The organism is Sphaerimonospora mesophila, assembly GCF_001417795.1.
Lineage (GTDB): Bacteria > Actinomycetota > Actinomycetes > Streptosporangiales > Streptosporangiaceae > Sphaerimonospora > Sphaerimonospora mesophila.
The window spans coordinates 107,000-129,868 of the sequence record NZ_BCBX01000038.1; the positions used below are offsets into that span (position 1 = coordinate 107,000).

The 22,869-nt window shown below is 70.7% G+C and carries 28 protein-coding genes; 8 read left to right on the top strand and 20 right to left on the bottom strand.

Translation table 11 applies throughout. From position 1 onward, the window contains the following. Genes aroQ through AP234_RS19615 form a run of 6 tightly spaced genes read right to left on the bottom strand, consistent with a single transcriptional unit; the run spans position 1 to position 4,601 of the window. Positions 1-435 carry a type II 3-dehydroquinate dehydratase gene (aroQ, locus tag AP234_RS19590; RefSeq protein ID WP_055481137.1) on the bottom strand — a complete coding sequence of 145 codons (435 nt, stop codon included), beginning with the start codon at positions 433-435 and terminating at the stop codon, positions 1-3. Positions 436-495: 60 nt separating this feature from the next. Beyond that, the gene (aroB, locus tag AP234_RS19595) at positions 496-1,572 is read right to left on the bottom strand and encodes a 3-dehydroquinate synthase (RefSeq protein ID WP_055481138.1); all 1,077 of its coding nucleotides are present in this window, start codon (positions 1,570-1,572) and stop codon (positions 496-498) included. Continuing rightward, positions 1,569-2,108, bottom strand: coding sequence for a shikimate kinase (locus tag AP234_RS19600; protein ID WP_431998867.1), 540 nt, complete (start codon positions 2,106-2,108; stop codon positions 1,569-1,571). The genes aroB and AP234_RS19600 overlap by 4 nt, the downstream gene beginning before the upstream one ends. A gap of 11 nt (positions 2,109-2,119) precedes the next feature. Further along, positions 2,120-3,298 carry a chorismate synthase gene (gene aroC / locus AP234_RS19605; RefSeq protein ID WP_063843002.1) on the bottom strand — a complete coding sequence of 393 codons (1,179 nt, stop codon included), beginning with the start codon at positions 3,296-3,298 and terminating at the stop codon, positions 2,120-2,122. Between the two features lie 48 nt (positions 3,299-3,346). Then, positions 3,347-4,012 carry a prepilin peptidase gene (locus AP234_RS19610; protein ID WP_055481140.1) on the bottom strand — a complete coding sequence of 222 codons (666 nt, stop codon included), beginning with the start codon at positions 4,010-4,012 and terminating at the stop codon, positions 3,347-3,349. Between the two features lie 10 nt (positions 4,013-4,022). Then, on the bottom strand, positions 4,023-4,601 hold the full coding sequence (locus tag AP234_RS19615) for an SseB family protein (protein ID WP_055481141.1): 579 nt from the start codon (positions 4,599-4,601) through the stop codon (positions 4,023-4,025). A 122-nt stretch (positions 4,602-4,723) separates the two neighbouring features. Between AP234_RS19615 and AP234_RS19620 the strand changes: the two genes are divergently transcribed. Next, positions 4,724-5,614, top strand: coding sequence for an NAD(P)-dependent oxidoreductase (locus AP234_RS19620; RefSeq protein ID WP_235558259.1), 891 nt, complete (start codon positions 4,724-4,726; stop codon positions 5,612-5,614). Between the two features lie 137 nt (positions 5,615-5,751). Continuing rightward, a complete protein-coding gene (locus AP234_RS19625; RefSeq protein ID WP_055481142.1) occupies positions 5,752-6,198 on the top strand; it encodes an ATP-binding protein in 447 nt (148 codons plus the stop codon). Here the strand turns inward: AP234_RS19625 and AP234_RS19630 are convergent. The 6 genes from AP234_RS19630 to AP234_RS19650 form a co-directional block, all read right to left on the bottom strand. Continuing rightward, positions 6,167-7,054 (bottom strand): AraC family transcriptional regulator, encoded by an 888-nt coding sequence (locus AP234_RS19630; protein WP_083502269.1) that lies wholly within the window; start codon positions 7,052-7,054, stop codon positions 6,167-6,169. The genes AP234_RS19625 and AP234_RS19630 overlap by 32 nt on opposite strands. A 119-nt stretch (positions 7,055-7,173) precedes the next feature. Beyond that, positions 7,174-8,280, bottom strand: coding sequence for a ring-opening amidohydrolase (locus tag AP234_RS19635; RefSeq protein ID WP_055481143.1), 1,107 nt, complete (start codon positions 8,278-8,280; stop codon positions 7,174-7,176). Further along, entirely contained in the window at positions 8,281-9,264 is a 984-nt protein-coding gene (locus tag AP234_RS19640) for a carbamate kinase (RefSeq protein WP_235558260.1), read from the bottom strand. A 77-nt stretch (positions 9,265-9,341) separates the two neighbouring features. Continuing rightward, the gene (locus AP234_RS35135) at positions 9,342-9,581 is read right to left on the bottom strand and encodes a DUF6461 domain-containing protein (RefSeq protein WP_235558261.1); all 240 of its coding nucleotides are present in this window, start codon (positions 9,579-9,581) and stop codon (positions 9,342-9,344) included. Positions 9,582-9,805: 224 nt separating this feature from the next. Continuing rightward, a complete protein-coding gene (locus AP234_RS19645; protein WP_055481145.1) occupies positions 9,806-10,342 on the bottom strand; it encodes a carboxymuconolactone decarboxylase family protein in 537 nt (178 codons plus the stop codon). Then, on the bottom strand, positions 10,342-10,896 hold the full coding sequence (locus tag AP234_RS19650) for a peroxiredoxin (protein WP_055481146.1): 555 nt from the start codon (positions 10,894-10,896) through the stop codon (positions 10,342-10,344). The genes AP234_RS19645 and AP234_RS19650 overlap by 1 nt, the downstream gene beginning before the upstream one ends. Positions 10,897-11,011: 115 nt before the next feature. Here AP234_RS19650 and AP234_RS19655 point away from each other — a divergent pair, with 115 nt between their 5' ends. Continuing rightward, a complete protein-coding gene (locus AP234_RS19655; RefSeq protein WP_062416427.1) occupies positions 11,012-12,001 on the top strand; it encodes a LysR substrate-binding domain-containing protein in 990 nt (329 codons plus the stop codon). Position 12,002: 1 nt separating this feature from the next. Here AP234_RS19655 and AP234_RS19660 read toward each other — a convergent pair whose 3' ends face one another. Next, the gene (locus tag AP234_RS19660) at positions 12,003-13,169 is read right to left on the bottom strand and encodes a pyridoxal phosphate-dependent aminotransferase (RefSeq protein WP_083502270.1); all 1,167 of its coding nucleotides are present in this window, start codon (positions 13,167-13,169) and stop codon (positions 12,003-12,005) included. A 47-nt stretch (positions 13,170-13,216) separates the two neighbouring features. Here AP234_RS19660 and AP234_RS19665 point away from each other — a divergent pair, with 47 nt between their 5' ends. Genes AP234_RS19665 through AP234_RS19675 form a run of 3 tightly spaced genes read left to right on the top strand, consistent with a single transcriptional unit; the run spans position 13,217 to position 14,974 of the window. Beyond that, on the top strand, positions 13,217-14,008 hold the full coding sequence (locus AP234_RS19665; RefSeq protein ID WP_055481148.1) for a carbon-nitrogen hydrolase family protein: 792 nt from the start codon (positions 13,217-13,219) through the stop codon (positions 14,006-14,008). A 10-nt stretch (positions 14,009-14,018) separates the two neighbouring features. Next, complete coding sequence (locus AP234_RS19670) at positions 14,019-14,474, top strand: hypothetical protein (protein ID WP_055481149.1); 456 nt, start codon at positions 14,019-14,021, stop codon at positions 14,472-14,474. Beyond that, the gene (locus tag AP234_RS19675) at positions 14,474-14,974 is read left to right on the top strand and encodes a hypothetical protein (protein ID WP_055481150.1); all 501 of its coding nucleotides are present in this window, start codon (positions 14,474-14,476) and stop codon (positions 14,972-14,974) included. Before AP234_RS19670 ends, AP234_RS19675 begins: the two co-directional genes overlap by 1 nt. On the opposite strand, the gene AP234_RS19680 is transcribed toward AP234_RS19675, so the two are convergent. The 5 genes from AP234_RS19680 to AP234_RS19695 all read right to left on the bottom strand — a co-directional run bounded on the left by AP234_RS19680 (position 14,950) and on the right by AP234_RS19695 (position 19,452). Next, a complete protein-coding gene (locus AP234_RS19680) occupies positions 14,950-16,488 on the bottom strand; it encodes a carboxyl transferase domain-containing protein (RefSeq protein ID WP_055481151.1) in 1,539 nt (512 codons plus the stop codon). The genes AP234_RS19675 and AP234_RS19680 overlap by 25 nt on opposite strands. Beyond that, positions 16,485-17,678, bottom strand: coding sequence for a CaiB/BaiF CoA transferase family protein (locus AP234_RS19685; protein WP_055481152.1), 1,194 nt, complete (start codon positions 17,676-17,678; stop codon positions 16,485-16,487). The genes AP234_RS19680 and AP234_RS19685 overlap by 4 nt, the downstream gene beginning before the upstream one ends. Positions 17,679-17,840: 162 nt before the next feature. Then, the gene (locus AP234_RS37345) at positions 17,841-17,996 is read right to left on the bottom strand and encodes a hypothetical protein (RefSeq protein WP_160330472.1); all 156 of its coding nucleotides are present in this window, start codon (positions 17,994-17,996) and stop codon (positions 17,841-17,843) included. A gap of 94 nt (positions 17,997-18,090) precedes the next feature. Further along, entirely contained in the window at positions 18,091-18,441 is a 351-nt protein-coding gene (locus tag AP234_RS19690; RefSeq protein WP_152990519.1) for a hypothetical protein, read from the bottom strand. Positions 18,442-18,537: 96 nt separating this feature from the next. Further along, complete coding sequence (locus tag AP234_RS19695; protein ID WP_055481154.1) at positions 18,538-19,452, bottom strand: RNA polymerase sigma-70 factor; 915 nt, start codon at positions 19,450-19,452, stop codon at positions 18,538-18,540. Between the two features lie 193 nt (positions 19,453-19,645). Between AP234_RS19695 and AP234_RS38740 the strand changes: the two genes are divergently transcribed. Beyond that, entirely contained in the window at positions 19,646-19,885 is a 240-nt protein-coding gene (locus tag AP234_RS38740; protein WP_431998869.1) for an ATP-binding protein, read from the top strand. Positions 19,886-19,921: 36 nt separating this feature from the next. Here AP234_RS38740 and AP234_RS19700 read toward each other — a convergent pair whose 3' ends face one another. Next, the gene (locus tag AP234_RS19700) at positions 19,922-20,203 is read right to left on the bottom strand and encodes a hypothetical protein (RefSeq protein WP_160330473.1); all 282 of its coding nucleotides are present in this window, start codon (positions 20,201-20,203) and stop codon (positions 19,922-19,924) included. Between the two features lie 142 nt (positions 20,204-20,345). On the opposite strand from AP234_RS19700, the gene AP234_RS36415 reads away from it, so the two are divergent. After that, on the top strand, positions 20,346-20,807 hold the full coding sequence (locus tag AP234_RS36415) for a hypothetical protein (RefSeq protein ID WP_152990520.1): 462 nt from the start codon (positions 20,346-20,348) through the stop codon (positions 20,805-20,807). A gap of 2 nt (positions 20,808-20,809) precedes the next feature. On the opposite strand, the gene AP234_RS19705 is transcribed toward AP234_RS36415, so the two are convergent. After that, the gene (locus AP234_RS19705) at positions 20,810-22,750 is read right to left on the bottom strand and encodes a hypothetical protein (RefSeq protein ID WP_152990521.1); all 1,941 of its coding nucleotides are present in this window, start codon (positions 22,748-22,750) and stop codon (positions 20,810-20,812) included. Positions 22,751-22,869 lie beyond the last annotated feature (119 nt).

The following is a 22,869-nucleotide window of genomic DNA, read 5'->3' on the forward strand; positions in this document are numbered from 1 at the left end:
TTACTCCTCGGCATCGGCGATGGCGTGCAGCGCCAGCACGTAGGAGCGCATGCCGAATCCGGCGATCGTTCCGGTCGCCACCGCCGCCACGACCGAGGTGTGGCGGAACTCCTCACGGGCGTTCGGGTTGGAGATGTGCACCTCGACCAGCGGCGCCGTACGCTGCGCGATCGCGTCGCGCAGGGCGTAGGAGTAGTGCGTGAACGCGGCCGGGTTGAGCACGACGGGCGTACGGCTGTCGGCGGCCTCGTGGATCCACGACACCATCTCGGCCTCGTCGTCGGTCTGCCGCACCTCCACGGAAAGGCCCAGCTCGCGGCCGGTCTCGCGGCACAGGGCCACCAGGTCATCGAAGGTCTGCGCGCCGTACACATCGGGCTCCCTGCTGCCGAGCCGCCCCAGGTTGGGGCCGTTCAGCACGAGCACCTGCCTCACCCTGCCACCTCTCTCACCGCGCCGCCTTCCTCACCGGGCCACCTCAACGAGAGATCCTTCTCAACGGGCGACCTCACCGTAGGCGGCCTCCAGCAGTTCCTCCGCCGGGTCCTCCAGCCGGGAGACCTGGGCGATCCCGTCGAGCACGACGAACCGCAGCTTCGCACCGCGCGCCTTCTTGTCCACCCGCATGTGATCGCGCAGGTGCGGCCAGGCGTCCCTCCGGTACGACGTGGGCAGCCCCACCGACTCCAGGATCGAGCGGGTGCGGTCGACCACGTTCTGGCCGATCCGCCCGTCCAGCCGGGACAGCTCCGCGGCGTAGACGAGGCCGATGGCGACGGCCTCGCCGTGCCGGATGCGGTAGTCCTCCACCCGTTCGATGGCGTGGGCCAGCGTGTGCCCGTAGTTGAGGATCTCGCGCAGTCCGCTCTCGCGCAGGTCGGCTCCGACGACGTCGGCCTTGACCTGGATCTTCCGTTCGATGAGCTGCCGGGTGTGCTCGCCCTCCGGGGTGCAGGCGCCCGCCGGATCGGCCTCGATCAGCGTGAGGATCGTCGGATCGGCGATGAACCCACCCTTGATGATCTCGGCGAGGCCGGCGACGTAGTCGGGGCGCGGCACGCTCACCAGCGTGGCCAGATCGCACAGGACGCCCGCCGGCGGATGGAAGACCCCGACGAGGTTCTTGCCCTCGGGGGTGTTGATCCCGGTCTTGCCGCCGACCGCGGCGTCGACCATGGCCAGCAGCGTGGTCGGGACCAGCGCCACCCGCACGCCGCGCAGCCAGGTCGCGGCCACGAACCCGGCGAGGTCGGTGGTCGCTCCCCCGCCGACGCCGACGATCGCGTCCGACCTGGTCACGCCGTACCGTCCGAGCGCCGACCACAGCTCGGCCGCGACGCCGACGCTCTTGGCCTCCTCGCCGTCCGGCACGGGCAGCGGGACCACCTCGAATCCGGCCGCCTCCAGCGCGCCGCAGACCGGGCGGGCGATCTCCGGCAGCCCGGCGGGGTGGATCACCGCCACGGTCCGCACCCCGCCGCCCAGCAGGCCCGGCAGCTCACCCAGCACGCCGGTGCCGACCACGACGTCGTAGGGGCTGTCGCCCCGCACCGTGATGCGCGTCGTGCTCACAGCTCCCCCGTTCCTTCCGCCGCCTTCTCGGCGGTGATCTCGGCGGCGATCTGCGCGGCGACGTCCTCGGGATCGCGGTCGTCGGTGGCGACCGTGATCGTGGCGAGGCGCTCGTAGATCGGGCGGCGCTCCTCCATCAGCTTCCTGAGCCGGCTGCGCGGGTTGAGCACCAGCAGCGGCCGGGCCGTGGCGAGACCCACCCGCTTGACCGCCTGGTCGAGCCCCACCCGCAGATAGACGACCCGGCGACCGGCGAGCAACTCCTGGGTCGGCTCGTGCAGGATCGCACCGCCGCCCAGGGACAGCACCCCCTCGTGGCCGGCCACGGCGTCCCGTACGGCCGCGGCCTCCAGTTCGCGGAACCGGGCCTCGCCGTCCTCGACGAAGATGTCGCTCACCGGCTTGCCGGCGACGGCCTCGACATCGCTGTCGGTGTCGCGGAACGGCACGCCGAGATGGTCGGCCAGCAGCCGCCCGACCGTGGATTTCCCCGAGCCCGGCGGGCCGATGAGGACCACGAGTGAATTCATGATCAGACCTTATTGTGTTATTTGATCACAAGGGATGACAGGTAGCCCGCGAGGTTGCGTGCGACCTCCTCGACGGAGTCGCCGCCGAACTTCTCGGCCACCGCGTCGGCCAGCACCAGCGCCACCATCGCCTCGGCGACGATCGCGGCGGCCGGCACCGCGCACACGTCGGATCGCTCGTGGTGCGCCTTGGCCGGCTCCCCGGTCAGCACATCGACCGTGGCCAGCGCGCGGGGCACGGTGGAGATCGGCTTCATCGCCGCGCTGACCCGCAGCGGCTCGCCGTTGGTCATGCCGCCCTCGATCCCACCGGCCCGGTTGGTGATCCGGCGCACGCCCTCCGGGGTGTTCTCGATCTCGTCGTGGGCGCGCGAGCCAGGGCGGCGCGCGGTCTCGAAGCCGTCGCCGACGGCCACACCCTTGATCGCCTGGATGCCCATCAGCGCGGCGGCCAGACGCGCGTCGAGCCGCCGGTCCCAGTGGGTGTAGCTGCCCAGACCCGGCGGCAGGCCGTAGGCGACGACCTCGACCACACCGCCCAGCGTGTCGCCGTCCTTGTGCGCCTTGTCGATCTCGGCGACCATCGCCGCGCTCGCGTCCGGGTCCACGCAGCGCACCGGGTCGGCGTCGACCGCCGCCATGTCGCCGGGACCGGGAAGCACGTCACGAGGGGCGCTCGCCGCGCCGATGGACACGACATGGCTGACGATGTCGACACCGACGGCCTGTTTGAGGAAGGCCCGCGCGACCTGGCCGAGTGCCACCCTGGCCGCGGTCTCCCGGGCGCTGGCCCGATCGAGCACCGGCCTGGCGTCGTCGAAGCCGTACTTCTGCATGCCGGCCAGGTCGGCGTGGCCGGGGCGGGGCCGTGACCTGGGCGCGTTGCGCGCGAGCCCCTCCAGGGCGGCCGGGTCCACGGGGTCGGCCGCCATTACGAGCTCCCACTTCGGCCACTCGGTGTTGCCGATGCGGATGGCGACCGGAGAGCCGAGGGTGCGGCCGTGCCGCACGCCGCCGCAGATGGTCACCGCGTCCTGCTCGAACTTCATCCGCGCGCCCCGGCCGTAGCCGAGCCGCCGCCGCCTCAGTGCCTCGTCGATCTGGGCGGTGGTCACCTCCACGCCAGCGGGCAGGCCTTCCAGGATCGCGACGAGTTCGGGGCCGTGGGACTCCCCGGCGGTCAACCAACGCAACATGATGACAAGTCTTCCATGAGCACCCGACTGCACCGTCACCAGACACAGTCATTCCAGGGGCAGGGCCGCCGCCGCGAGCGCGGCGACGAGCATGAACGGCCCGAACGGAAACTCGCTCTTGCGCGTCGCCCTCCTGGCGACCAGCAGGGCCACCGCGTAGAGCGCGCCGAGCAGGAAGCCCCCCATCACCGCCGCGACCGTCGTCCGCACCCCGATCGCACCGGTCAGCAGGCCGATCAGCCCGGCCAGCTTGACATCGCCGAGACCGATGCCGGTGGGATGGACGAACCACATCACCGCGTAGAGAGAGGCGAAAGCGGCCGCGGTCGCGAGCGCGCCGGACAACCGGCCGGACGGCGCGAGCAGGGCCAGCAGCACCGGATAGGACGGCAACGTGATCACGTCGGGCAGCCGGAGGGTCCGCCAGTCGATCAGGGCGAGCGCGACACCGGCCACGATCGCGTACGACCAGGCCGCCGTGACCCAGCCGCCGGCGCCGGTGATCCGCCAGACCACCAGGGCGGCCGCCAGCGCCGTCGCCGCCTCCGCGATGTAGGGCGAGCGGGGCACGGGCGGGGTCCGCGCCGCCACGCCGATGGCGTCCCGTACCTCCCCGGGGTGTCCGACCGGGCCGAACCCACCGGCGAAGACCCGGACGTACGCCCCGGCGACCAGCCCCAACGCCGAGACGCCCGCGACGATGAGGGGAGTCACGCCGCCGACACTAGCGGCGGCTCCGCCTCCCCCACCACCGTCTCTTGGAACGTTCGACCGCGTCTCCCGCCTGGATCCTGGCGACGGTCGCGCCCGGCACGGCTTCGGCGATGCGGTCCAGCGCCGTGGGGTCGCGCCTGGCCTCCTCGACCAGCGAGAGCGCCCGCAGCATGCCGCCCTCGATCACGAACGGGACCGGGCCGGCGACGTCGACGACCACCGCCGCGGCCTGCTCGTGCCGGGCGGCCTGGCACACCTGCGGGGCCGTCGCCTGCACGGGCCGGGCGTCCGGACGCCATTTCTTCATCGGATCGACCCCGGTGAAGGCCAGCACCGCCTCCCTGCCGTCCTTGCCGACCAGCTTGGGGAGCGCCATCTCGCTCTCCTTCTCCTGGCGCAGGCCGTGTTCCCCCACCTCCGACTCGGTCAGCAGCGCCACCACGGGCACCAGCAGCCTGGCCTCGGCGAGGGCGGCCAGCACGTCGGCGGCCGTCGCCGTACCGGCCTGGAGCCCGGCCAGGGCCGAGGCGACCGCCTCGTCGGTGCCGCCGTCGTCGTCGGGGCGCAAAGGTTGCGGAATTACTGGCACGCTTCCCCATCCTAGGCCGCTGGCTCTCCCCCTCTCCTCGCCCCCGCCCGTGCACGAACGTTCAAGACAGGGGCGGTCCGCCGCGCGTAGAACGACGCCGACGACAGCGGCTTGTGTTGGAGGTGAACGGCGCTGTGGACATGGTGGGGTTCATCGGGCTGGGGGTGATGGGCCGGCCGATGGCCCTGAACCTGGCCCGGGCGGGCGTCCGGCTGGTCGTGTGGAACCGTACGGCGTCGCGCTGCGACCCGGTGGTCGCCGCGGGAGCGCGGCGTGCCGCCGGCCCGGGCGAGGTGTTCGAGCGCGCCGGCGTGGTGTTGCTGATGCTCGCCGACGAGGCGGCGATCGACGCCGTGCTGGGCCGCGGGTCGCCGGAGTTCGCCTCGCGGGTGCACGGCCGTACGGTCGTGCAGATGGGCACGATCGACGCGTCGTACTCCCTCGACCTGGCCGAGGAGGTCGCGGCGGCCGGCGGCGACTACGTCGAGGCGCCGGTGTCGGGCTCGCGCGGCCCGGCCGAGGCCGGTGAACTGGTCGCGATGCTGGCCGGTCCCGAGCCCGCGGTCGAGCGGGTCCGTCCGCTGCTCGCGCCGATGTGCGCCGGGGCGTTCTTCTGCGGAGCCACGCCCTCGGCGCTGGTCATGAAGTTCGCGGTCAACCTGTTCTTGATCACCATGGTGACCGGGCTCGCCGAGGCGTTCCACTTCGCCGAGGAGAGCGGTCTGGACGCGGCGCTGCTGGAACGGATCCTCGACGCGGGGCCGATGGCGTCGGCCGTCTCGCGGGGCAAGGCCGACAAGCTGGTCCGAGACGATTTCGAGGTGCAGGCCGCGATCGCCGACGTGTTGAAGAACAACCGTCTGATCGCGACCGCGGCGCGCGACCGGGGCGTCTCCTCCCCGTTGCTGGACGCCTGCCACGCCCTGTTCGGTGAGACGCTCGACCTCGGGCACGGCCAGGCGGACATGGCCGCGGTGATCCACGCGCTGCGGGCGCGCACCCGCACGGCGTGACCCCGTGCCGTTCGCTATCCGGATAACGAACCTCGTGGCACGGATAGCCGGTCAGGTCGCGGATGCCTAGTGTCCAATATGGGCGGTCGTGAACCGCCCGTTGGAGACCCGCCCGCGGCAGGGCCGAGGAGGCAGCGATGATGAACGCCCAGATCGGAGACCGCTCCGGCGTCACCGCGGCGTCGTCGCCCGACCGTGAGTACACGTCGCCGGTGCCGCGTGTGCTTCAGGCGGCCGCCGCGATGCGCCGCCGCGTGCAGAGTGTGCTGGCCGCCTGGGGAATTCCGAGGCCCGCGACGCAGGAGGCCCTGCTGGTGATCTCCGAGCTGGTCACCGACGGCATCCTGCACGGCCTGCCCCCGATCGAGCTGCGTCTTTCGCTGTGCCGCCATGGCGTGCGCACCGTCATGCGCGTCGAGGTCTCCAGCTCGGCGGCGACCCCGCCCCCGACGTGGCCGGTCACCGTACGGCGGCCGGAGGAGCACGGGTGCGGCAGCGCCGTCGTCAAGGCGCTGGCCACCCGGTGCGGCACCGACAGCCGGTCCGGCACGGTCACCCGGTGGGCCGACCTGCCGGCGTTCTGACCTCCCGGGAAACCCTGCCCGCGCCGACGGCGGCGGCCCAGACGGCGGGAGTCAGCCCGTAGGTCTGCCTGAACCTCCGGGTCAGGTGGGCCTGGTCGGCGAACCCGGCCATGACGGCGACCTCGGCCAGCGGCCGGCCGCCACGGATCAAGCGCCGGGCCGTGTCGAGCCGTCGTGCCGTGCGGAACCGGGTGGGGCTGGTGCCGAAGGCGGCACGGAACTGACGGGCGATCGCCCAGCGGTCGAGATCCGCCACGGCCTCGAGGTCCTCGGCTGCGTGACGCGTGGTGGGGTCGTCGGCCAGCAGGGCGCGGACGCGCCGCATGGCCGCCATGTCCAGCGCGACGGGGCGGGCCCGGGCGGGCGCCGCGTGGGTGCGCAGCATGTCCGCCATCGCCGTGGTCACCTCGGCCGCCTCGAGGTCGTCGAGCGGCTCGTCGATGCGCGCGAGGAAGCCGGCCAGGTGCGGCGGCATCGTACGGATCACCGGGTCGGCCACGAAGGGCAGCGGCCCGCCGCCGAGGGCGTCCCGCACCAGAGACGGATCGAGATAGATGATCCGGTATCCGAAGCCGTCATCGGTGCCGGCCGCGCCGTCGTGCAGTTCGTCGGGGTGCAGCACGTGCCATTCTCCGGGCAGGCAGTGGCGCTGCTCACCGCGGTAGCGGAACGTCTGGACGCCGGCCAGCGTGATGCCCACCGCGTAGGTGTCGTGCCGATGCGGCGAGTACGCCTCGCCCACGAGCGCGGCCTCCAGCCGCTCGATGCCCGGGGCGCCGCCGCCGAGCCGCAGGCGCTGCCCCTCCCCCGGCAGGTGCCGGCGCAGCAGTTCCAGTCCGCCCACTTCGCCCTGCATGTCCGGCACACTACTCCGACCGCACGACATGCGATCTCGGTACGGCGATGCCGCGCGGCGCGGAGCCGTACGAGCTCCGGGGTCGTGGCCGGTCCGGCGGCCACGACCCGGGAGCGGCGTCAGCCGAGGTCGGCGATGGCGATGACCGGGCCGCCGCCGGAGGGGCCCTGATGGACGGCCGCCACCGAGACGAACACCGCGGGGTCGCCGGTCACGCTCGCCACGACACCGCCGACGGTGGCCTTGATCTGCCGATGCCAGTGCACGTCGGAGTCGTCGAGCATGATGTTGCGCCGGCCGCGCACCCGCCCGGAGGGGTCCGCCTCGCACTTCAGGAACAGGTTGACCAGCCGGCCGCCGAGGTCGCTCGGGTGCGGACGCTCGGGCAGCTCGATGCCGGCGCTGCGGATGGCCTCCCAGAGGCCGTCGGTGTCGAGGGCGTCCTTCATGACCGAGTGCCCGGCGCGGTAGCGCCCGCCGATGCCGCGCACGTTGCCGACCACCACGATCTGCGCGCGGTCGAGCTCCACGCCGCTGGAGCACGAGGCGACCGACGAGTAGAGCGACAGGTCGCTGTGGATCTGCTCGGCCGTCGGCATCTCGATCTCCCCGAGCGCGACGGCGATGCCGAGGGCGGTGGTGGAGTTGGAGATGTCCATCGACTTGAGCGTGTCCTCGGTGACGACCGTCTGGCCGCGCTCCTTCGCGTCGGTGATCGTGGCGAGCGTGAGCAGCGGCGTCTTGGTCTGCACGTAGTGCACGTCGGCCGGGTCGTCGATCCCCGCGATCTTCATGGCCTCCCGCACCCCGGCGGCGACCTTCTCCACCATCGCGGGCCTGCCGATGTCCTCGGGCAGGAGGACCTCGCTCATCGCCACGCCGACGCTCAGGCGCGGCTCGTCGGTCCGTACGGCCTCGGCCGGGTCGACGGTCGCGAAGATCGTCGCGTGCGGGCTGAGCGCGCCGTCCGTGCCGCCGGACCAGACGAGCGGCACCTGGGCCACCTCTTCGGGGGTGCGGGTGCCCTTGGCGATGAGCACCTCGCGGAAGGCGCGGTCGGCCAGGATCCGGGTGTAGTCGTTGACGCCGCCGTTGCCCTCGGTCTTGCCGATCACCGCCAGCACGCGGTCGGCCTCGATCACCCCGTCGTCGATGAGCCGCGCGAGCCCCGAAGCGTCGGTGACGCTCTCGATGGCGACTTTCCGTACCTCGATCGGATCCGGCATCTATTCCTCCACCCCTCTGGATACCCTTGTCCCGATATTTCCTGATAGGGCCTCGCCGATGTGTTCCAGCGAGGTGATAACGGCACGTTCCCCGCCCTGCTCGACGAACCGCAGCGCGGCCTCGACCTTCGGGCCCATGCTGCCGCCGGCGAAGTGCCCGGAGGCCTGCAGTTCGCGCAGCTCGCCCACGGTCACCGCCCCGATGGGCTCGGCGTCCGGGGTGCCGAACCCGACGACCGCGTGCGGCACATCGGTCGCGATCACCAGATCGCTCGCCCGTACGGCCCGGGCCAGCACGGCGGCCGCGAGATCCTTGTCGATGACCGCCTCGACGCCGCGCAGCGTCCCGTCGGGGTCGCGGACGACCGGCACTCCCCCGCCGCCCGCGGCGACGACCGTGTAGCCCGCCTCCATCAGCGCGATGGCGGCCGGGGCGTCCAGCACCTCTACGGGATCCGGGGAGGCGACCACCCGTCGCAGGCCGCGCTCCCCGCGCCGCCAGGTCTGCCCCTGCTCCTCGAGGCGCCGGGCCTCGTCCTCGTCGAAGTAGCGCCCGATGGGCTTGGTCGGATGGTGGAACGCGGGGTCGTCCGCGTCGACCAGGGTCCTGGTCACGACCGCGGCGACCCGGGCCGGCCCGGACGCTGTCGTCCGTTCCGGCGCCCGCGCCGACGCCTGCGTCTCTTCCAACGCCTGCTCGAGGGCCGTCACGATCAGGTTGCCGATAGTGCCCTGCGTCTGCGCCACGCACCAGTCCAGCGGAACCGGCGGCACCATGTGGGCGGCAAGCTGATTCTTCAGGATCAGATTGCCGACCTGTGGCCCGTTCCCGTGAGTGAGCACGACCTCATGACCGGCCGCCATGAGCGCGGAGACACTCGTCATCGCGCCCCGGACGGCATGCCACTGATCCGCCGGTGTCGCGCTCCCGTCGGAAGCCGTCATGGCGTTGCCACCCAGCGCGATCAGTACACGTCCGCCCACATCGGGCAAACTATCCAGACCGCAACATGCCTGCATGGGCGACAATCGCCCACACGGTCCCCGTCCCTGGGCAAGATTCACCAAGGTCGCCATCGGCGATGTCGTACGCGTAGATCGGGCGGCAGACTCGCACCGAAGGTTCGCCACTGGATCAGCTCATCAAGCGTCACGCGAGAGCAGTCTTCAACCCGCCCGCCGAGCCGGGTCACAAGTTCCTCGGGCGTCAGGCCGCGGACGTAGGTAAAGCAGTAGGCATCCGCCAGGCCGGGGAAGCGCTCACGGGAGAACCAGGAGTAGTCGTCAGGAGTCGCGATCATTCCGTCACGCTCGCAGCACCCACCGACACGATAAGAGCCGGCTCACCGGTCGGGGATACAAGCGCTAACGGCACGTCACCGGCACTCAAGGATCGCGGAGGGGCCCAGAAAGTCGATCTCAGTCCGCGCTCGCATTCCGTGACCGCCTGTTGACTCACTGCTCGATACATCAAGCAAGGGGCGCCCGGGTGGGGCGCCCCCGCTGTTGTTGAGGTGGCTGAAGGTCAGACCGCGGTGAGGGCGGCCTCGGCCTCGAGGGTCGTGGCGACCGCGTTGACGACGGCGCCGATCTTGATGGCCTCCTGGACCTGCTCACGGGACAGGCCTGCGGAGCGGACGACCTTCTCGTGGGACTCCAGGCACTTGCCGCAGCCGCCGATCGCGCTGACGGCGAGGCTCCACAGCTCGAAGTCGAGCTTGTCCACGCCCGGGTTGCCGATGACGGTCATCCGCAGCTTGGCCGGCATCGTGGCGTACGTCTCGTCGCCGATCAGGTGGGTCGATCGGTAGTAGACGTTGTTCATCGCCATGATGCTCGCCGCGGCCTTGGCCGCCGTGAAGGCCTCGGCCGACAGGTGGTCGGCCGCCTCGCCCGACACCTCGGCGATCACCCGCGGGGACTTCGTCGCGATCGCCGTGGCGAGCAGCGTCCCCCACAGCTGCTGCTCGCTCAGCGACGACGTGGTGACGAGCGATCCCAGGTTGAGCTTGATGTCCTTGGCGTAACCCGGGAGGGCGCTCTTGAGGTTGTCGATCGACATCAGACGCCCGCCATCAGCTTCTTGGCGTCGAGCGTCTCCTCACCCTTGTTCCAGTTGCAGGGGCACAGCTCGTCGCTCTGGAGGGCGTCGAGGACCCGCAGGACCTCCTTCACGTTCCGGCCCACCGAGCCGGCCGTGACCATCGCGAACTGGATCTCGTTGTTGGGGTCGACGATGAAGGTGGCCCGCTGGGCGACGCCGTCCTCACCGAGGATGCCCAGATCCGTCGACAGCTCGCGCTTGATGTCGGAGAGCATGGGGAAGGGCAGGTCGCGCAGGTCGGGGTGGTCCTTGCGCCAGGCGTAGTGGACGAACTCGGAGTCGACCGAGAAGCCGAGCACCTGGGCGTCGCGGTCGGCGAACTCCTCGTTCAACCGGCCGAACTCGGCGATCTCCGTCGGACAGATGAACGTGAAGTCCTTCGGCCAGCTGAAGACGACGCGCCACTTGCCCTCGTAGGTCTTGTGGTCGATCGTCTCGAACGCCTTGTCCGGGTCGAGCGAGACGCAGGCGGTGAGCTCGTACTCGGGGAACCGGTCACCCACGGTCAACATATGAATCCCCCCTCCTCCGGGCGTTCCGCCCGGACCAAATCTTCGGATTTGTCCCCTTCAGATTGCCCGACCTACCATTGATCCGAGAAATCAAGCAGTTGGACCAATCTGAGAGGTGATCCCTATCAGTGAGCCGCTCCCGACCTTAGCCCAGCTGCGCGCGTTCTTGGCCGTGGCCGAGCATCTGCACTTCAGGGAGGCCGCGGCGGCCCTCCGCATGAGCCAGCCCGCGCTGTCCAGCGCGGTCGCCACGCTGGAGGAGATCCTGCAGACCCGGCTGCTGGAGCGGACCACCAGGAAGGTCCTGCTCACGCCGGCGGGAAGGCGGGTGAGCGCCCACGCGGCACGGGTCCTCGCGAACGTCGACGACCTCGTCGCCGATGTCGCACGGACGCGCGAGCCGTTCAGCGGGCCGATCCACCTCGGCGTCATCCCGACCGTGGCACCCTACCTGCTGCCGCTGCTGCTGCCGATGTTCGCCGGGCGGTTCCCCCGCATGAAGCTGATCGTCCAGGAGGCCAAGACCGAGACCCTGCTGGCGGAGGTGCGCGAGGGCCGGCTGGACGTGGCCGTGCTCGCACTGCCCACGGACGTCACCGGCCTCGCCGAGGAACCCGTCTACGACGAGGACTTCCTCCTCGCGCTGCCCTGTGATCACCCCCTGGCCGGGGACGACGCGCCGCTGTGCCGCGACGTCCTGCAGGGGCTGGACATCGTGCTCCTCAACCAGGGGCACTGCCTGCGCGAACAGGCCATAGACGTGTGCCGGGAGGTGGGCGTGCGAACCACGATGACGACCTACGCGACCAGCCTGCCGACCCTGATCCAGCTCGTCTCGGGCGGTCTCGGCGTGACGCTCATCCCCGAGCTGGCGGCCCACGCGGAGACCGGAACGCCGTTCGGGATCGCGCTGCGTCGCTTCGATCGGCCGCCCGGCCGCCGGATCGGCCTCGCCTACCGCGCCACCTCGCCGCGCGGCGACGAGTACGGCGAACTCGCTGCCGCGATCCGCCTGGCCATTCGAGAGGAGGACCTGCCCGTACGGATAACCGGGGAGGACGCCGCCCGTACGGCTCACCGGCCCGAGAGCGCCTTTACAAAGTAGATCAGCTGCCGAGGCGGCGCAGGCGGGTGACGGCCTCGTCGATGATCTCGTCCCTCTTGCAGAACGCGAACCGGAGGAAGTGCCTGCCCCGGGCGGCGTGATCGTAGAAGGCCTGGGTGGGGATGGCCACGACCCCGGCGAGCTCGGGCAGCCGCCGGGCCAGCTCCAGCCCGTCGTCGAAGCCGAGCGGCCGGATGTCGGTCTGCACGAAATAGGTGCCCGACGGACGGAGCACCCCGAATCCGGCCGATTCCAGTCCCGTGATCAACCGGTCGCGCTTGGCCTGCAGGTCGGCCCGCAGCCCGGCCACCCAGTCCATCTCCTCGCGCAGGCCGTACGCGACCGCGAGCTGCCAGGGAGCCGCGGCGGTGAAGGTGAGGAACTGCTTGACCGCCTGCACGGCGCCCACCAGGGGCGCCGGGGCGCAGATCCAGCCGGTCTTCCAGCCGGTCACGCTGAACGACTTGCCCGCCGACGAGATCATGACGGTCCGCTCGCGCATGCCCGGCAGCGTGGCCAGCGGGACGTGCTCGACGCCGTCGAAGGTCAGGTGCTCGTAGACCTCGTCGCTGATCGCGATCAGGTCACGCTCCCGGCAGACCTCGGCGATCGCCTCCAGCTCCTGCCGGTTGAACACGGTTCCGGTCGGATTGTGCGGTGAGTTGACCAGGATCGCCCTGGTCCGCGGGCCGATCGCGGCCGCCAGCTCGGCCGGGTCGAACGTGAACCGCCCGGCGTCCACCCGCAGCGTCACGGGACGGCGTACGGCCCCGGCGAGCGCGACGGCGGCGGCGTAGGAGTCGTAGTAGGGCTCGAAGACGACGACCTCGTCCCCCGGCTCGCACAGGGCGAGGACGGCGGCGGCGATGGCCTCGGTCGCCCCGACCGTGACCAGCACCTCGCCGTCGGGGTCGTAGGCCAGGCCGTACCACTTCTTGCGATGGTCGGCGACCGCCTGGCGCAGCTCGGGGACGCCGGGGCCGGGCGGGTACTGGTTGAACCCGTCGCGGACGGCCGCGACGGCGTGCTCCAGCATCCGCGCGGGGCCGTCGGTGTCCGGGAACCCCTGGCCGAGGTTGATCGACCCGGTCTCCACGGCCAGCTTCGTCATCGTCGCGAAGACGGTCGTGCCGAACTCGCGCATCCGTCTTACCAGCGGCTCGCTCACGCGGGCCAGCGTAGCGGGCGGCACCGACCGACCGGCACACTGTGGGTGTGACGCGTGTATCCCTCTGCCAGATCCCGGTCGTCCACGAACCGAAGACGAACCTCGAGACCGCCCGCGACGCCCTCACCCGCGCCGCCGAACAGGGCGCCGAGCTCGCGGTGTTCCCCGAGGCGACGCTGACCCGGTTCGGCCGGGGCGTGACCGAGACCGCAGAGCCGCTGGACGGGCCGTTCGTGTCCGGGCTCGCCGAGGCGGCCCGCGAGCACGGCATCGCGGTCATCGCGGGTGTCTTCGAGCCGTCGGCGGACGGCAGGGTGTTCAACACGACCGTGGCCCTCGACGCCGACGGCGGGCTCGCCGCGGCCTACCGGAAGATCCACCTGTTCGACTCGTTCGGCGCCCGCGAGTCCGACGTGGTCGCCCCCGGGGACGTCCCCGCCGTGGTCGAGCTGGCCGGGCTGCGGATCGGCCTGATCACCTGCTATGACGTGCGCTTCCCCGAGCTGGCCCGCGCCCTGGTCGACCGGGGGGCCGACACGTTCGCCGTCATCGCCGCCTGGGGCAGCGGGCCGATGAAGGAGGAGCACTGGATCACCCTGGTCAAGGCCAGGGCCATCGAGAACACCATGTGGACGATCGCGGTCGGCCAGGCGCCCACCCCCTCGGCCAGGGACGGCTTCGGCGTGGGCCGCAGCATGCTGGTCGACCCGATGGGGGTCGTACGTCACGACCTCGGCCCCGGCCACGCCGTACTGACCGGGGAGATCGACCCCGCCGTCACCGTGAGCGTGCGCTCGACCCTTCCGTCACTGGACCACCGGCGGCTCCACAGATCGTAAACTTGGCCCCATGAGTGAGCCAGAAGGCCGGTCCCGGATGCTGAAGGTGATCCCGCCGCGGCTGCTCGTGCCGTACCTGTCGGGCCGGCGGACGATCATCTCGGGGTACGTCTACCGCGAGCAGGACTGCGCGCGCCTCACCACCCCGGCCGCCCTCGTCGAGGCCCTCGACCTGGGCTTCGACGGTTCGGAGCTGACCCCGGAGGTGCCCGAGTTGTACATCATGCGGTGGGAAGCGCGGGACATCGACACCTACGTCGTGCCGTACGGCGAGCACATGGGCGGGGATTGGAGCGATGCACCGCCGTTCACGGGCAACGGGTTCACCACCTCGCGCGAGCATGTGGTGCCGCAGTTCCACACGATGCCCATGCCGATCCCGGCCGGGGCCGAGATCGTGCACCTGACCGGCGCCGGGGAACGCCGGTTCGCCGACTACGACGGACTCACCTGGCGGCCCGCGTGATGAGCGAGACGGAACGGATCGAGCCCGTCGGGCTGGGCTTCGTCGCCGGCTACCGGAACCGGAGCTTCGCCGCTGCCATCGGACCCGGCGGCGACGACGTGGTGCTGTTCAGCGAGTCGGCGCAGGACGGCTTCACCCGGGCCGGGAGCTACTGGCGGCTCCGGGTGCGCCGGTCCGATCTGGAGTCACTGACCCTGCTGCGCACGGTCGGCGCGTTCGGCGGCGAGCCGTGCCTGGTGCTGGACGAGGACGACGGCGACGGCACGGACGAGGAGGGCGGCCTGCACATCGCCTACCTCGGGCACAGTGGCACGAGGGCGGAGACCATCGGCTACTGGCTCGTCGACCACGGCGCCTATGAGGTCGTGGTGCCGCGCGAGGAGGTCCACGCGATCCGCGTCGAGCGGGTGCCCGTCCCGACCACCGGCGCCGAGCAGCCGGGCGGCCGGGACTCGGGCGACGGAGAAGCGGACGGTCAGGCGGAGCCGAGCGACCGGTAGCGGGCGAACCGGGCGGCGAGGCGTTCGCTCGCGGTCCGCCCCAGCAGACCGATGATCTCGTATTCGAGCGTCCTTGCCACGCGGCGGCAGAACTCCTCCGGTTCGACCGAGGCGTCCGGACACTCCGGGACGATCCGGTCGACGATGCCGTCCCGTTTGAGGTCGGTCGCCCGTACGCCCTGGGCCTCGGCGATCCGCGGGGCGAAGTCGACGGTCCGATGCATGATCGCCGAGGCGCCCTCGGGCGGGAGCGGGGACAGCCAGCCGTGCTGCGCGCAGACGACCCGGTCGGCGGGCAGCAGGGCCAGCGCCGCGCCGCCCGCGCCCTCCCCGAGCAGAAGACACACGGTGGGCGCTTCGAGCATGACGAGGTCGGCCAGTGAGCGGGCGATCTCGGCGGCCAGGCCGCCCTCCTCGGCCGCCTTCGACAGGGCCGCGCCCGGCGTGTCGATGACCGTCACCAGCGGGAGCCCCAGTTCGGCGGCGAGACGCATCCCGCGCCGGGCGACCCGTAGCCCGGCCGGGCCGAGCGGGCCCGCCGCCCGCTGGCGCCCCCAGTCCTGACCGAGCACGACGGCCGGGGCCGTGCCGAACCGGGCGAGTGCGAGCAGCAGGCCGGGGTCCTCCTCGCCGGTCCCGGTGCCGTGCAGCGGGGTGACGTCGTGGGCGGCCAGCTTGAGCAGGGCCCGCACCCCCGGCCGGTCGGCGTCGCGCGAGCGGGTGATCGCCTCCCAGGCCGGCACGTCGGCGTCCGCCTCCTCCGGTTCCGGCCCCCTGTCGATGTCACGGTCCAGGCCGTCGGTGGGCGCGGACAGCACGGCGAGAGCGCGGATGGCGACCTCGCGGACGTCCTCGGCCGACACCACGGCGTCCACCAGGCCGTTGGCGAACAGGTTCTCCGCCACCTGCACGCCCTCCGGGAACGGGTAGCCGTACAACGCCTCGAACACCCTCGGCCCCAGGAAGCCGATCAGCGCGCCGGGCTCGGCCGCCGTGACGTGACCGAGCGAGCCCCACGAGGCGAACACCCCGCCGGTGGTCGGGTGGCGCAAATAGACGACGTACGGCAGGCCGGCGGCACGATGGGCGGCCACGGCTGCCGTGATCTTCACCATCTGGACGAAGGCGAGGGCGCCCTCCTGCATTCTGGTGCCGCCGCTGGCGGGGGCCGCGAGCAGCGGCAGCCGCTCGGCGGTCGCCCGCTCCACGGCCCTGACCAGGCGCTCGGCCGCCGCCACCCCGATCGAGCCGGCCAGAAAGGAGAACTCGCAGGCCATGATCGCGACCCGGCGACCGGCCAGCGTCCCCTCCCCCGTGATCACCGATTCGTCATATCCGCTCCTGGCCCTGGCCGCCGCCAGGTCATCGGCGTACGGCGTGCCGGGGGCGGCCCGCTCCACGAGCGGCTCGTCCCACGACCGCCACGAACCTGGGTCGAGGACACGGGAGATCAACGTGCGGGCGTCCGGCCGCTTCGCACGTTCCTGGCGGTTCGTCTGCTCTGACCGGTTCACTCCTGGCGTCCCTCCGCCGCCTGCTCGCGCTCGCGCAGCCAGTCGAGCACGGCGTCGTTGTCCTGGCCGAGCGCCGGAGGCGGTGTGTGGGAGTGCGGGACATCGGCCCGGGCGTCGTCCGGTGTCTCGAAGCGCAGCGGCGGGCCGGGCAGCTCGATCGGGCCGAGGACCGGATGGTCGACGGTCACCAGCAGGCCCTGGGAGCGGACCTGGTCCCAGGCGTAGACCTCGTCGATGGACCGGATCGCGCCGGCCGGCACGCCCAGCTCGCCGAGCGCGGCCAGCCAGTGCGCCCGGCCGTGCGCCGCCAGCGCCTTCTCGATGTCCGCGATCAGCTCGTCCCGATGCGCGAACCTATCCCTATTCGTCGCATATTTCGTGACTTCGGGATCGATGTCCAGGAGCTCGGCCACCTTGCGCCACTGGCCCTCGTTCGCGACCGCGATCTGGATCATTCCGTCCGCGCAGCGGAAGGCTCCGTACGGCGCGATCGACACGTGATGGTTGCCGCCGGCGCCGGGCACCTTGCCGCCGACCGTCCAGGCCGTGCCGTGGTAGGAGTGCACCCCGACCACCGAGGCCAGCAGGGACGTCCGGACGACCCGGCCACGCCCCGTCCGCTCGCGTTCGTACAGCGCGGCGACCACGCCGTACGCGCCGTGGATGCCGGCCAGCAGGTCGGCGATCGAGGCGCCGACGCGGTACGGCTCCTCCGGCGACGGTCCGGTCAGCGACATCAGGCCGGCCTCCCCCTGGGCGATCTGGTCGTACCCCGGCCGGCCGCCCTCGGGGCCGTCATGCCCGAACCCGGTGATCGACAAGATCACCAGGCGCGGGTTCAGCTCGTGCAGCCGACCGACCGGCAGGCCCAGGCGGTCCAGCACGCCGGTGCGGAAGTTCTCGATCAGCACATCGCTGTGCCGTACCAGCCGTTCGATGAGCCGGCGACCCTCGTCGGACTTCATGTCGACCGTGATGGACCGCTTGTTGCGGTTGGCCGCCAGGAAATAGGTGGAAATATTCTGATCAGGGCCGACGAACGGCGGTCCCCATCCCCGCGACTCGTCCCCCGAAGGATGCTCCACCTTGATCACGTGAGCGCCCAGGTCGCCGAGCATCTGCGCCCCGTGGGGTCCGGCCAGGGCACGAGACAGATCCAGAACGACGATGCCGCTGAGGGGTCCCTGCACGGTTCAGCCTCCAGGTGTTGCGCCACGAAGAACCGGTTTCGGTCTTCATGCCACAGCCTGCCAGGTCACCTGCGGGATCGACACTCCCGCGGTGTGCCAAGGAACCCCCAGCGTTTTTGGCCGGATATGGACGTCCGCGCTGCCTTCCCTCAGGTCTCCGGCTCAGTGCCGGTGCCGCTGCCCCCGCCACTGGTCCACGAAATGGCGCAGGCGCTGCCTCGTGTGCGGGTCGCGGGTCATCGTCCTGGCCTTGTCGCGGTGCTGACGGCCCGCCTGGCTGTTCAGGTAGTTCCTGATCCGCTCCATAATCGACGGCATCTGTGTCGTCACCCCCCCGTACGCCGGCGGTTTTACCGGCTTATCCGGATACCGTTACCCACGGTCGCCGCGGTCAATCCCCCTCGCGGTTCGATCAGCGGGTCACATCGGGGACGCGGGCGGCCAGCCACCGGGACAGCGTGTTCGCGACCGCGTCGGAGGCGGTGAGGGTGACGGCCTCACGGGCCCTCCCCGAATCGTCCTGGAAGACGATCTCGTAGGTCTCGTCCCGCCGCAGCGACACCGATGCGCGCCAGCCGGCGCCCGCCCCGTCGGGCTGGACGGTCATGAACGTGTTGTCCACATGGTTCAGCTCGTCGATCAACACGACGAGCGCCACATGCGAGGGATCGTCGAGGTGGTAGCCGTCCTGGGTCCTGGCGCAGTAGTGCCGCGCGGTCATCTCCGCCCCCTTCTCGCCCGGCCGGGTTGGTGCTCCAAGCATGACAGGGATGGTTACACTGTGCCGTCGATTCATCACAATCCGATGACGGAGGGGTCCAGCATCGGACCCGACCGTCTGAGGCGGCATGGACGGCGCTCAGCCCACGGCGGACACCGCCATGATCTTGTCGGGGTTCATCATCCACAGCACCCGGTCGATGCCCTCGGCTGAGGCGTCGACCGTGAGCACCGTGAACACCACGCCGTCACGGCAGAGCAGAGCGCATGCCTGTCCGTTCGCGCTCCCCCACTTCACCTCGACCCCGACCCAGAAATGGGCCGCGAACGCCCTGACGTACCTCGCCACCCGGAGCGCGCCCACCACGGGGATGCGAGAGGCCCGGACGGCGCCGCCGCCATCGGAGTAACTGGTCACGTCGGCGGCGAGGAGTTCCTCCAGCGCGGCCAGGTCTCCGGAGCGGGCCGCGGCGACGAAGGCCGTCAGCAGCCTGCGTTGTTCGGCTCCGGTCACCGGCGCGCGGCGTCCGGTGCGCACGTGTTTGCGCGCCCTGCTGACCAGTTGCCGGACGGCCGCCTCGCTGAGCTGGATGATCTCGGCGATCTGCCGGTACGGATAGTCGAACGCCTCCCGCAGCACGTATGCCGCGCGTTCGTTGGGCGAAAGCCTCTCCAGGAGAAGCAAGACCGCGAATCCCAGCGCTTCGTCCCGCTCGGCGCCGAGGTGCGGATCGGCGCCGGTGTCGACGGGTTCGGGAAGCCACGGGCCGACATAGGTCTCGCGGCGGACACGTGCGGACTGAACGGCGTTGATGGCCAGCCGTGTGATCGCCGTGGCCAGGAACGCGGCCGGGTTGACCACCGTGCCGCGCTCGTAGTTCTGCCAACGCAGCCAGACCTCCTGCACCAGGTCCTCGGCCTCGGTGAAGCTGCCCAGCATCCGGTACGCGATGCCGAACAGGCGCGGCCGTAAGCCCGCGAAGATCGTCGCGGCCTGCTCGAGGTCCTCCGGACCACCCGATTCGCTCGTCGGCACATCATCCGCCACCGTCATCGCCCCTCGCCTCATGCCCGTCCCGCCACTTACGCCGGTGGAATCATCCTGCTCCCATCACGCTCGACCGCCGCCCGGCCCGGCCGGCCTCTTCGACGATGCCCAAGGGCACGTGGCCGATCTCGACCCTCCCGTTTCTCCTGGTCCGCGAGGCGGAGCGTGGAGGTCGTGGTGAGGCGACATCGGACTCTCGCTGAGCTGTCGGTCAGCGACGACGGCGCCGGAATTCCCGAATCCGAGCGGGGAGCGGATTTTCGGGGCTGTCACCAGGGTGGACGCGGCCCGCAGCCGCGATCGGGGAGGGACCGGCCTCGGCCTGGCGATCGCCCGCCATATCGCGCACGGGCACAGCGGCACGCTGGAGGCCGAGGAGCCGGCCGCCGGAGGCGCGCGGCTCATCCTCCGGCCACCCATTCATGACCTCGGCCCGTAGCAGGCCGGAAACCGGCTCAGCCGGTCTACCGCGAGATCATGCCCAGCCGCCCAGACCGGAGAGGGCCGCCCGGGAAACCTTGTCGGGCGTGGCGCGGAGCTCGGCTTCGAGTTCGGTGAGTAGGTGCTGTACGGCCGTCTTGACCCGTGCCCTGCGGCCGCTCAGTTCCTCGCCGAAGCCGCGAGCGGTCTGTCCCACCCACACCGGTTGCCCGCCGAACTGCGCGCATGCCCGGTCCAGAGCCGTCTCCAGCATCTGGGCGTGTTCCTGAACGGCCGCGAGCGCGGCCCGCAGGTCCTGGTACCTCGGATTGGGCACACGATCGTCATCGAGAGGCACTGTCCGGACTCCTGCTGTTGCGAAAGTGTCGAACGAGACGTGAATGACAGGGTGGCGCGGCGCTTCTTCTTGCGATTATGTGGGCTGGAGACGGTTCCGGCCAGACATGGAGGCGAGGGCGATGCCCGGCATGCCCAATCGTGCACGGCTCCACATCATCGCTGTCGTCACCCTGACCCTAGTCGCAGCAAGCGGATGCACATCGAACGAAACCCCCACAGCAGCTCAAGCCGGACAGACTCTCAAAAAGCACATCCTTCAGCTACTAAAAGAACGAAACGCCCAAAATATCACGATCACCGACCCTGGCGGCAAAAACATCCCCTGCGCCGACGGCAGGGTGAAACAAACCTTTGGGGCCACCGGAAGCGACCTACCGGATAGACGGCCCGATGCCCTTGTGGATGCCCTATTAGGAGCATTGAAACGCGTCGCGCCGTACCGGATCACCTCCTTTGCAGATCACCCAGGTGATCCGATAACGGTCCAGAGTGAAAGTTCTCAGACAATCCTCACACTCAGTGCGCCCACCAATGGGAAATATGTCGTAAGCGGGGAGACTAAATGCCTCTCAACTGACTGAAGTCAACTACTATATTGAAGCACGCGAGCTCGCGCTTCATCCTTACGTCCATCAAAACGATCCGCCCAGAATCTTGTCATATCCCCGAATGAATTCTTATCACGCCCGCCGAGGCCGTTGGTTATGAACCATTGGTCGAGGGCGCGCAGGCCGGTGTCGCCGGATTTGGCGATGTCTTCGAAGGGACGGAGGCGGCCGTCGGCATCGGCAATGGCCACCCCCGGTGGGCAGGCGGCCTGATAGTCGCGAGGTGTGACCTTGGCGGGGAACCCGGCATCCATCAGCGCTTGAGCGATGGCGTGCTGACGGCCGAGCGTCTCCTTCTCATCGGTGCGACGGATCTCCTCCACCTTGGGCGGCGGCTCGTCTTTGTAAGTGTCATAAGCGGACCACCCGGAACTCAGGGCGGTCCAGAACATGGCACCACCCATCCCGGGAATGGCGAGCCCGGCGACACCCAGGGCGGTGCCGACTCCGACGCTCCACGCGTCACCGGCGTCATCGGCGTCTTGGTCGATCGGCCGCCCCAATGCCTCGGCGGCGGCCAACTCGAAGCCGCGGACGTTGCCCAACGCCGCGAATACATCGTCCAACTGTTTTGGGTCCCCGTTCTTCAGCACAGCGGGCGCACCCTGGTCGATCAGACGACGGGCGAGATCGCCCATGGCCGCCTCGAACGGGCGCAGGCTCGCGGGCGAACCGGCGAAGGTCCTGATGAAACGATAGGTGTCCTCCGGGCTCAACCGGAACGCCGGTTTCAGTCCCGGCAGCCGCGAATCCACGGCACCGAACTCGCTGGGCAGCAGTTGGTCGTCGTCGCCGAGATCGGCCCCCTCGGTCATCTCGGTGGCGTACGATCCCGCGATCTCGGCGAGGCGGACGCGTGTCGGCGCCGCGAAGTCGAATTCGAAGGTCCGTGTCATGACCGTGAACGCGAATCGCGCGGCGGCCTCGCTGTGTGCGCCGTCATTCTCGTCGTAGGCGCCGGCGGCCGCCGCCAGCATCCGTCCGAAAGCGTCGGCCGAGGCAGCGTCCACCGCGGCCCGGCCGTTCAGCACCTTCAGGAAGGTCACCAGGTCGGGCCGCTGATCCGGAATCCGGGTCACGGTGCTGCCCAGGTCGGGCAGCCGCGGCAGCGGGCTGTCCCGGGTCACCATGCTGATCGCCAACCGGGCCGCGGCGGGATCATTGCCCAGCGCTTCGAGGTACGGCGCGAGCGATACCCCGACCCGCGGAGGCCCGGCGGTCACCGTTGCGTACAGCGGCGGGAACGCGCGCAGGGCGACGACCTGGGCCAGCCACTCGGTGGGAAAACGCCCCGCCGACAGCAGGTCGCCGACCCCCTCCGGTTCGTCCTCGGCCGGGCGCTCCATGGCCTCGCGTACGGCTGCGAAGCCGACGACGTCCGCACCGCCGCTGACCGCTGTACCGAAGGCGCGGCTGACGGTCGCGACCGCCGCGTCCTCTCCCTCCCCCAACCACCGCCGCAGCCGGCCGGGAAGCTCCAGAGTCCGGCGCGCACCCAATCCCGCGAAGAAGGCCGCGGCGAACTCCGGATCGTGCTCGTGCTCGGCGAGCTTCGCGACGATCTTCCGGTATTCCTCGTTACCGTGCAGGTCCCAGAAACCGTCGATCTCCGCACAGGACTCTGCCAGCTTCCGGCCCTGTCGCCGGGCCTCCTCCGCGGACAGCAGCCGCTTCTCCTCGTACGGCACCAGGCCTGCCGACCCGCCGAGCCCGGCCACCCCACTGGGCGACCAGCCCGGCAAACGGGCCGTGTGCACCGCCAGCGAATGACGTCTGCGGAGTTCCGGTAGCCGGTCGTCGATCCACCGCTCCACCTCGCGGACGGCAGCGAGCGACGCCGCCGGAACCCCGTGTGCGGCGAACACCCGGCCGATCGCCTCGGTGTGCTCCCCGATCACCTGCCGGGCGTGCTCCAACTCTCCGACGAACCGGCTCATCAGTTCAGGGGTGATTCCGGAGAAGTCCGGTGAAAGCGGCCCTGTTCCCGGCGGCATGGATCCCACGCGCTGTCGCCCCCTTCACACGCCGGACTCCC

Coding starts and splice junctions, on each gene's coding strand:
- aroC (WP_063843002.1), bottom strand. CDS start 3,298: ATGTTGCGTTGGTTGACCGCCGGGGAGTCCCACGGCCCCGAACTCGTC.
- AP234_RS19625 (WP_055481142.1), top strand. CDS start 5,752: ATGATGAACGCCCAGATCGGAGACCGCTCCGGCGTCACCGCGGCGTCG.
- AP234_RS19630 (WP_083502269.1), bottom strand. CDS start 7,054: ATGCAGGGCGAAGTGGGCGGACTGGAACTGCTGCGCCGGCACCTGCCG.
- AP234_RS19635 (WP_055481143.1), bottom strand. CDS start 8,280: ATGCCGGATCCGATCGAGGTACGGAAAGTCGCCATCGAGAGCGTCACC.
- AP234_RS35135 (WP_235558261.1), bottom strand. CDS start 9,581: ATGATCGCGACTCCTGACGACTACTCCTGGTTCTCCCGTGAGCGCTTC.
- AP234_RS19645 (WP_055481145.1), bottom strand. CDS start 10,342: ATGTCGATCGACAACCTCAAGAGCGCCCTCCCGGGTTACGCCAAGGAC.
- AP234_RS19650 (WP_055481146.1), bottom strand. CDS start 10,896: ATGTTGACCGTGGGTGACCGGTTCCCCGAGTACGAGCTCACCGCCTGC.
- AP234_RS19670 (WP_055481149.1), top strand. CDS start 14,019: ATGAGTGAGCCAGAAGGCCGGTCCCGGATGCTGAAGGTGATCCCGCCG.
- AP234_RS19675 (WP_055481150.1), top strand. CDS start 14,474: ATGAGCGAGACGGAACGGATCGAGCCCGTCGGGCTGGGCTTCGTCGCC.
- AP234_RS37345 (WP_160330472.1), bottom strand. CDS start 17,996: ATGCCGTCGATTATGGAGCGGATCAGGAACTACCTGAACAGCCAGGCG.
- AP234_RS19690 (WP_152990519.1), bottom strand. CDS start 18,441: ATGCTTGGAGCACCAACCCGGCCGGGCGAGAAGGGGGCGGAGATGACC.
- AP234_RS19695 (WP_055481154.1), bottom strand. CDS start 19,452: ATGACGGTGGCGGATGATGTGCCGACGAGCGAATCGGGTGGTCCGGAG.
- AP234_RS36415 (WP_152990520.1), top strand. CDS start 20,346: ATGCCCGGCATGCCCAATCGTGCACGGCTCCACATCATCGCTGTCGTC.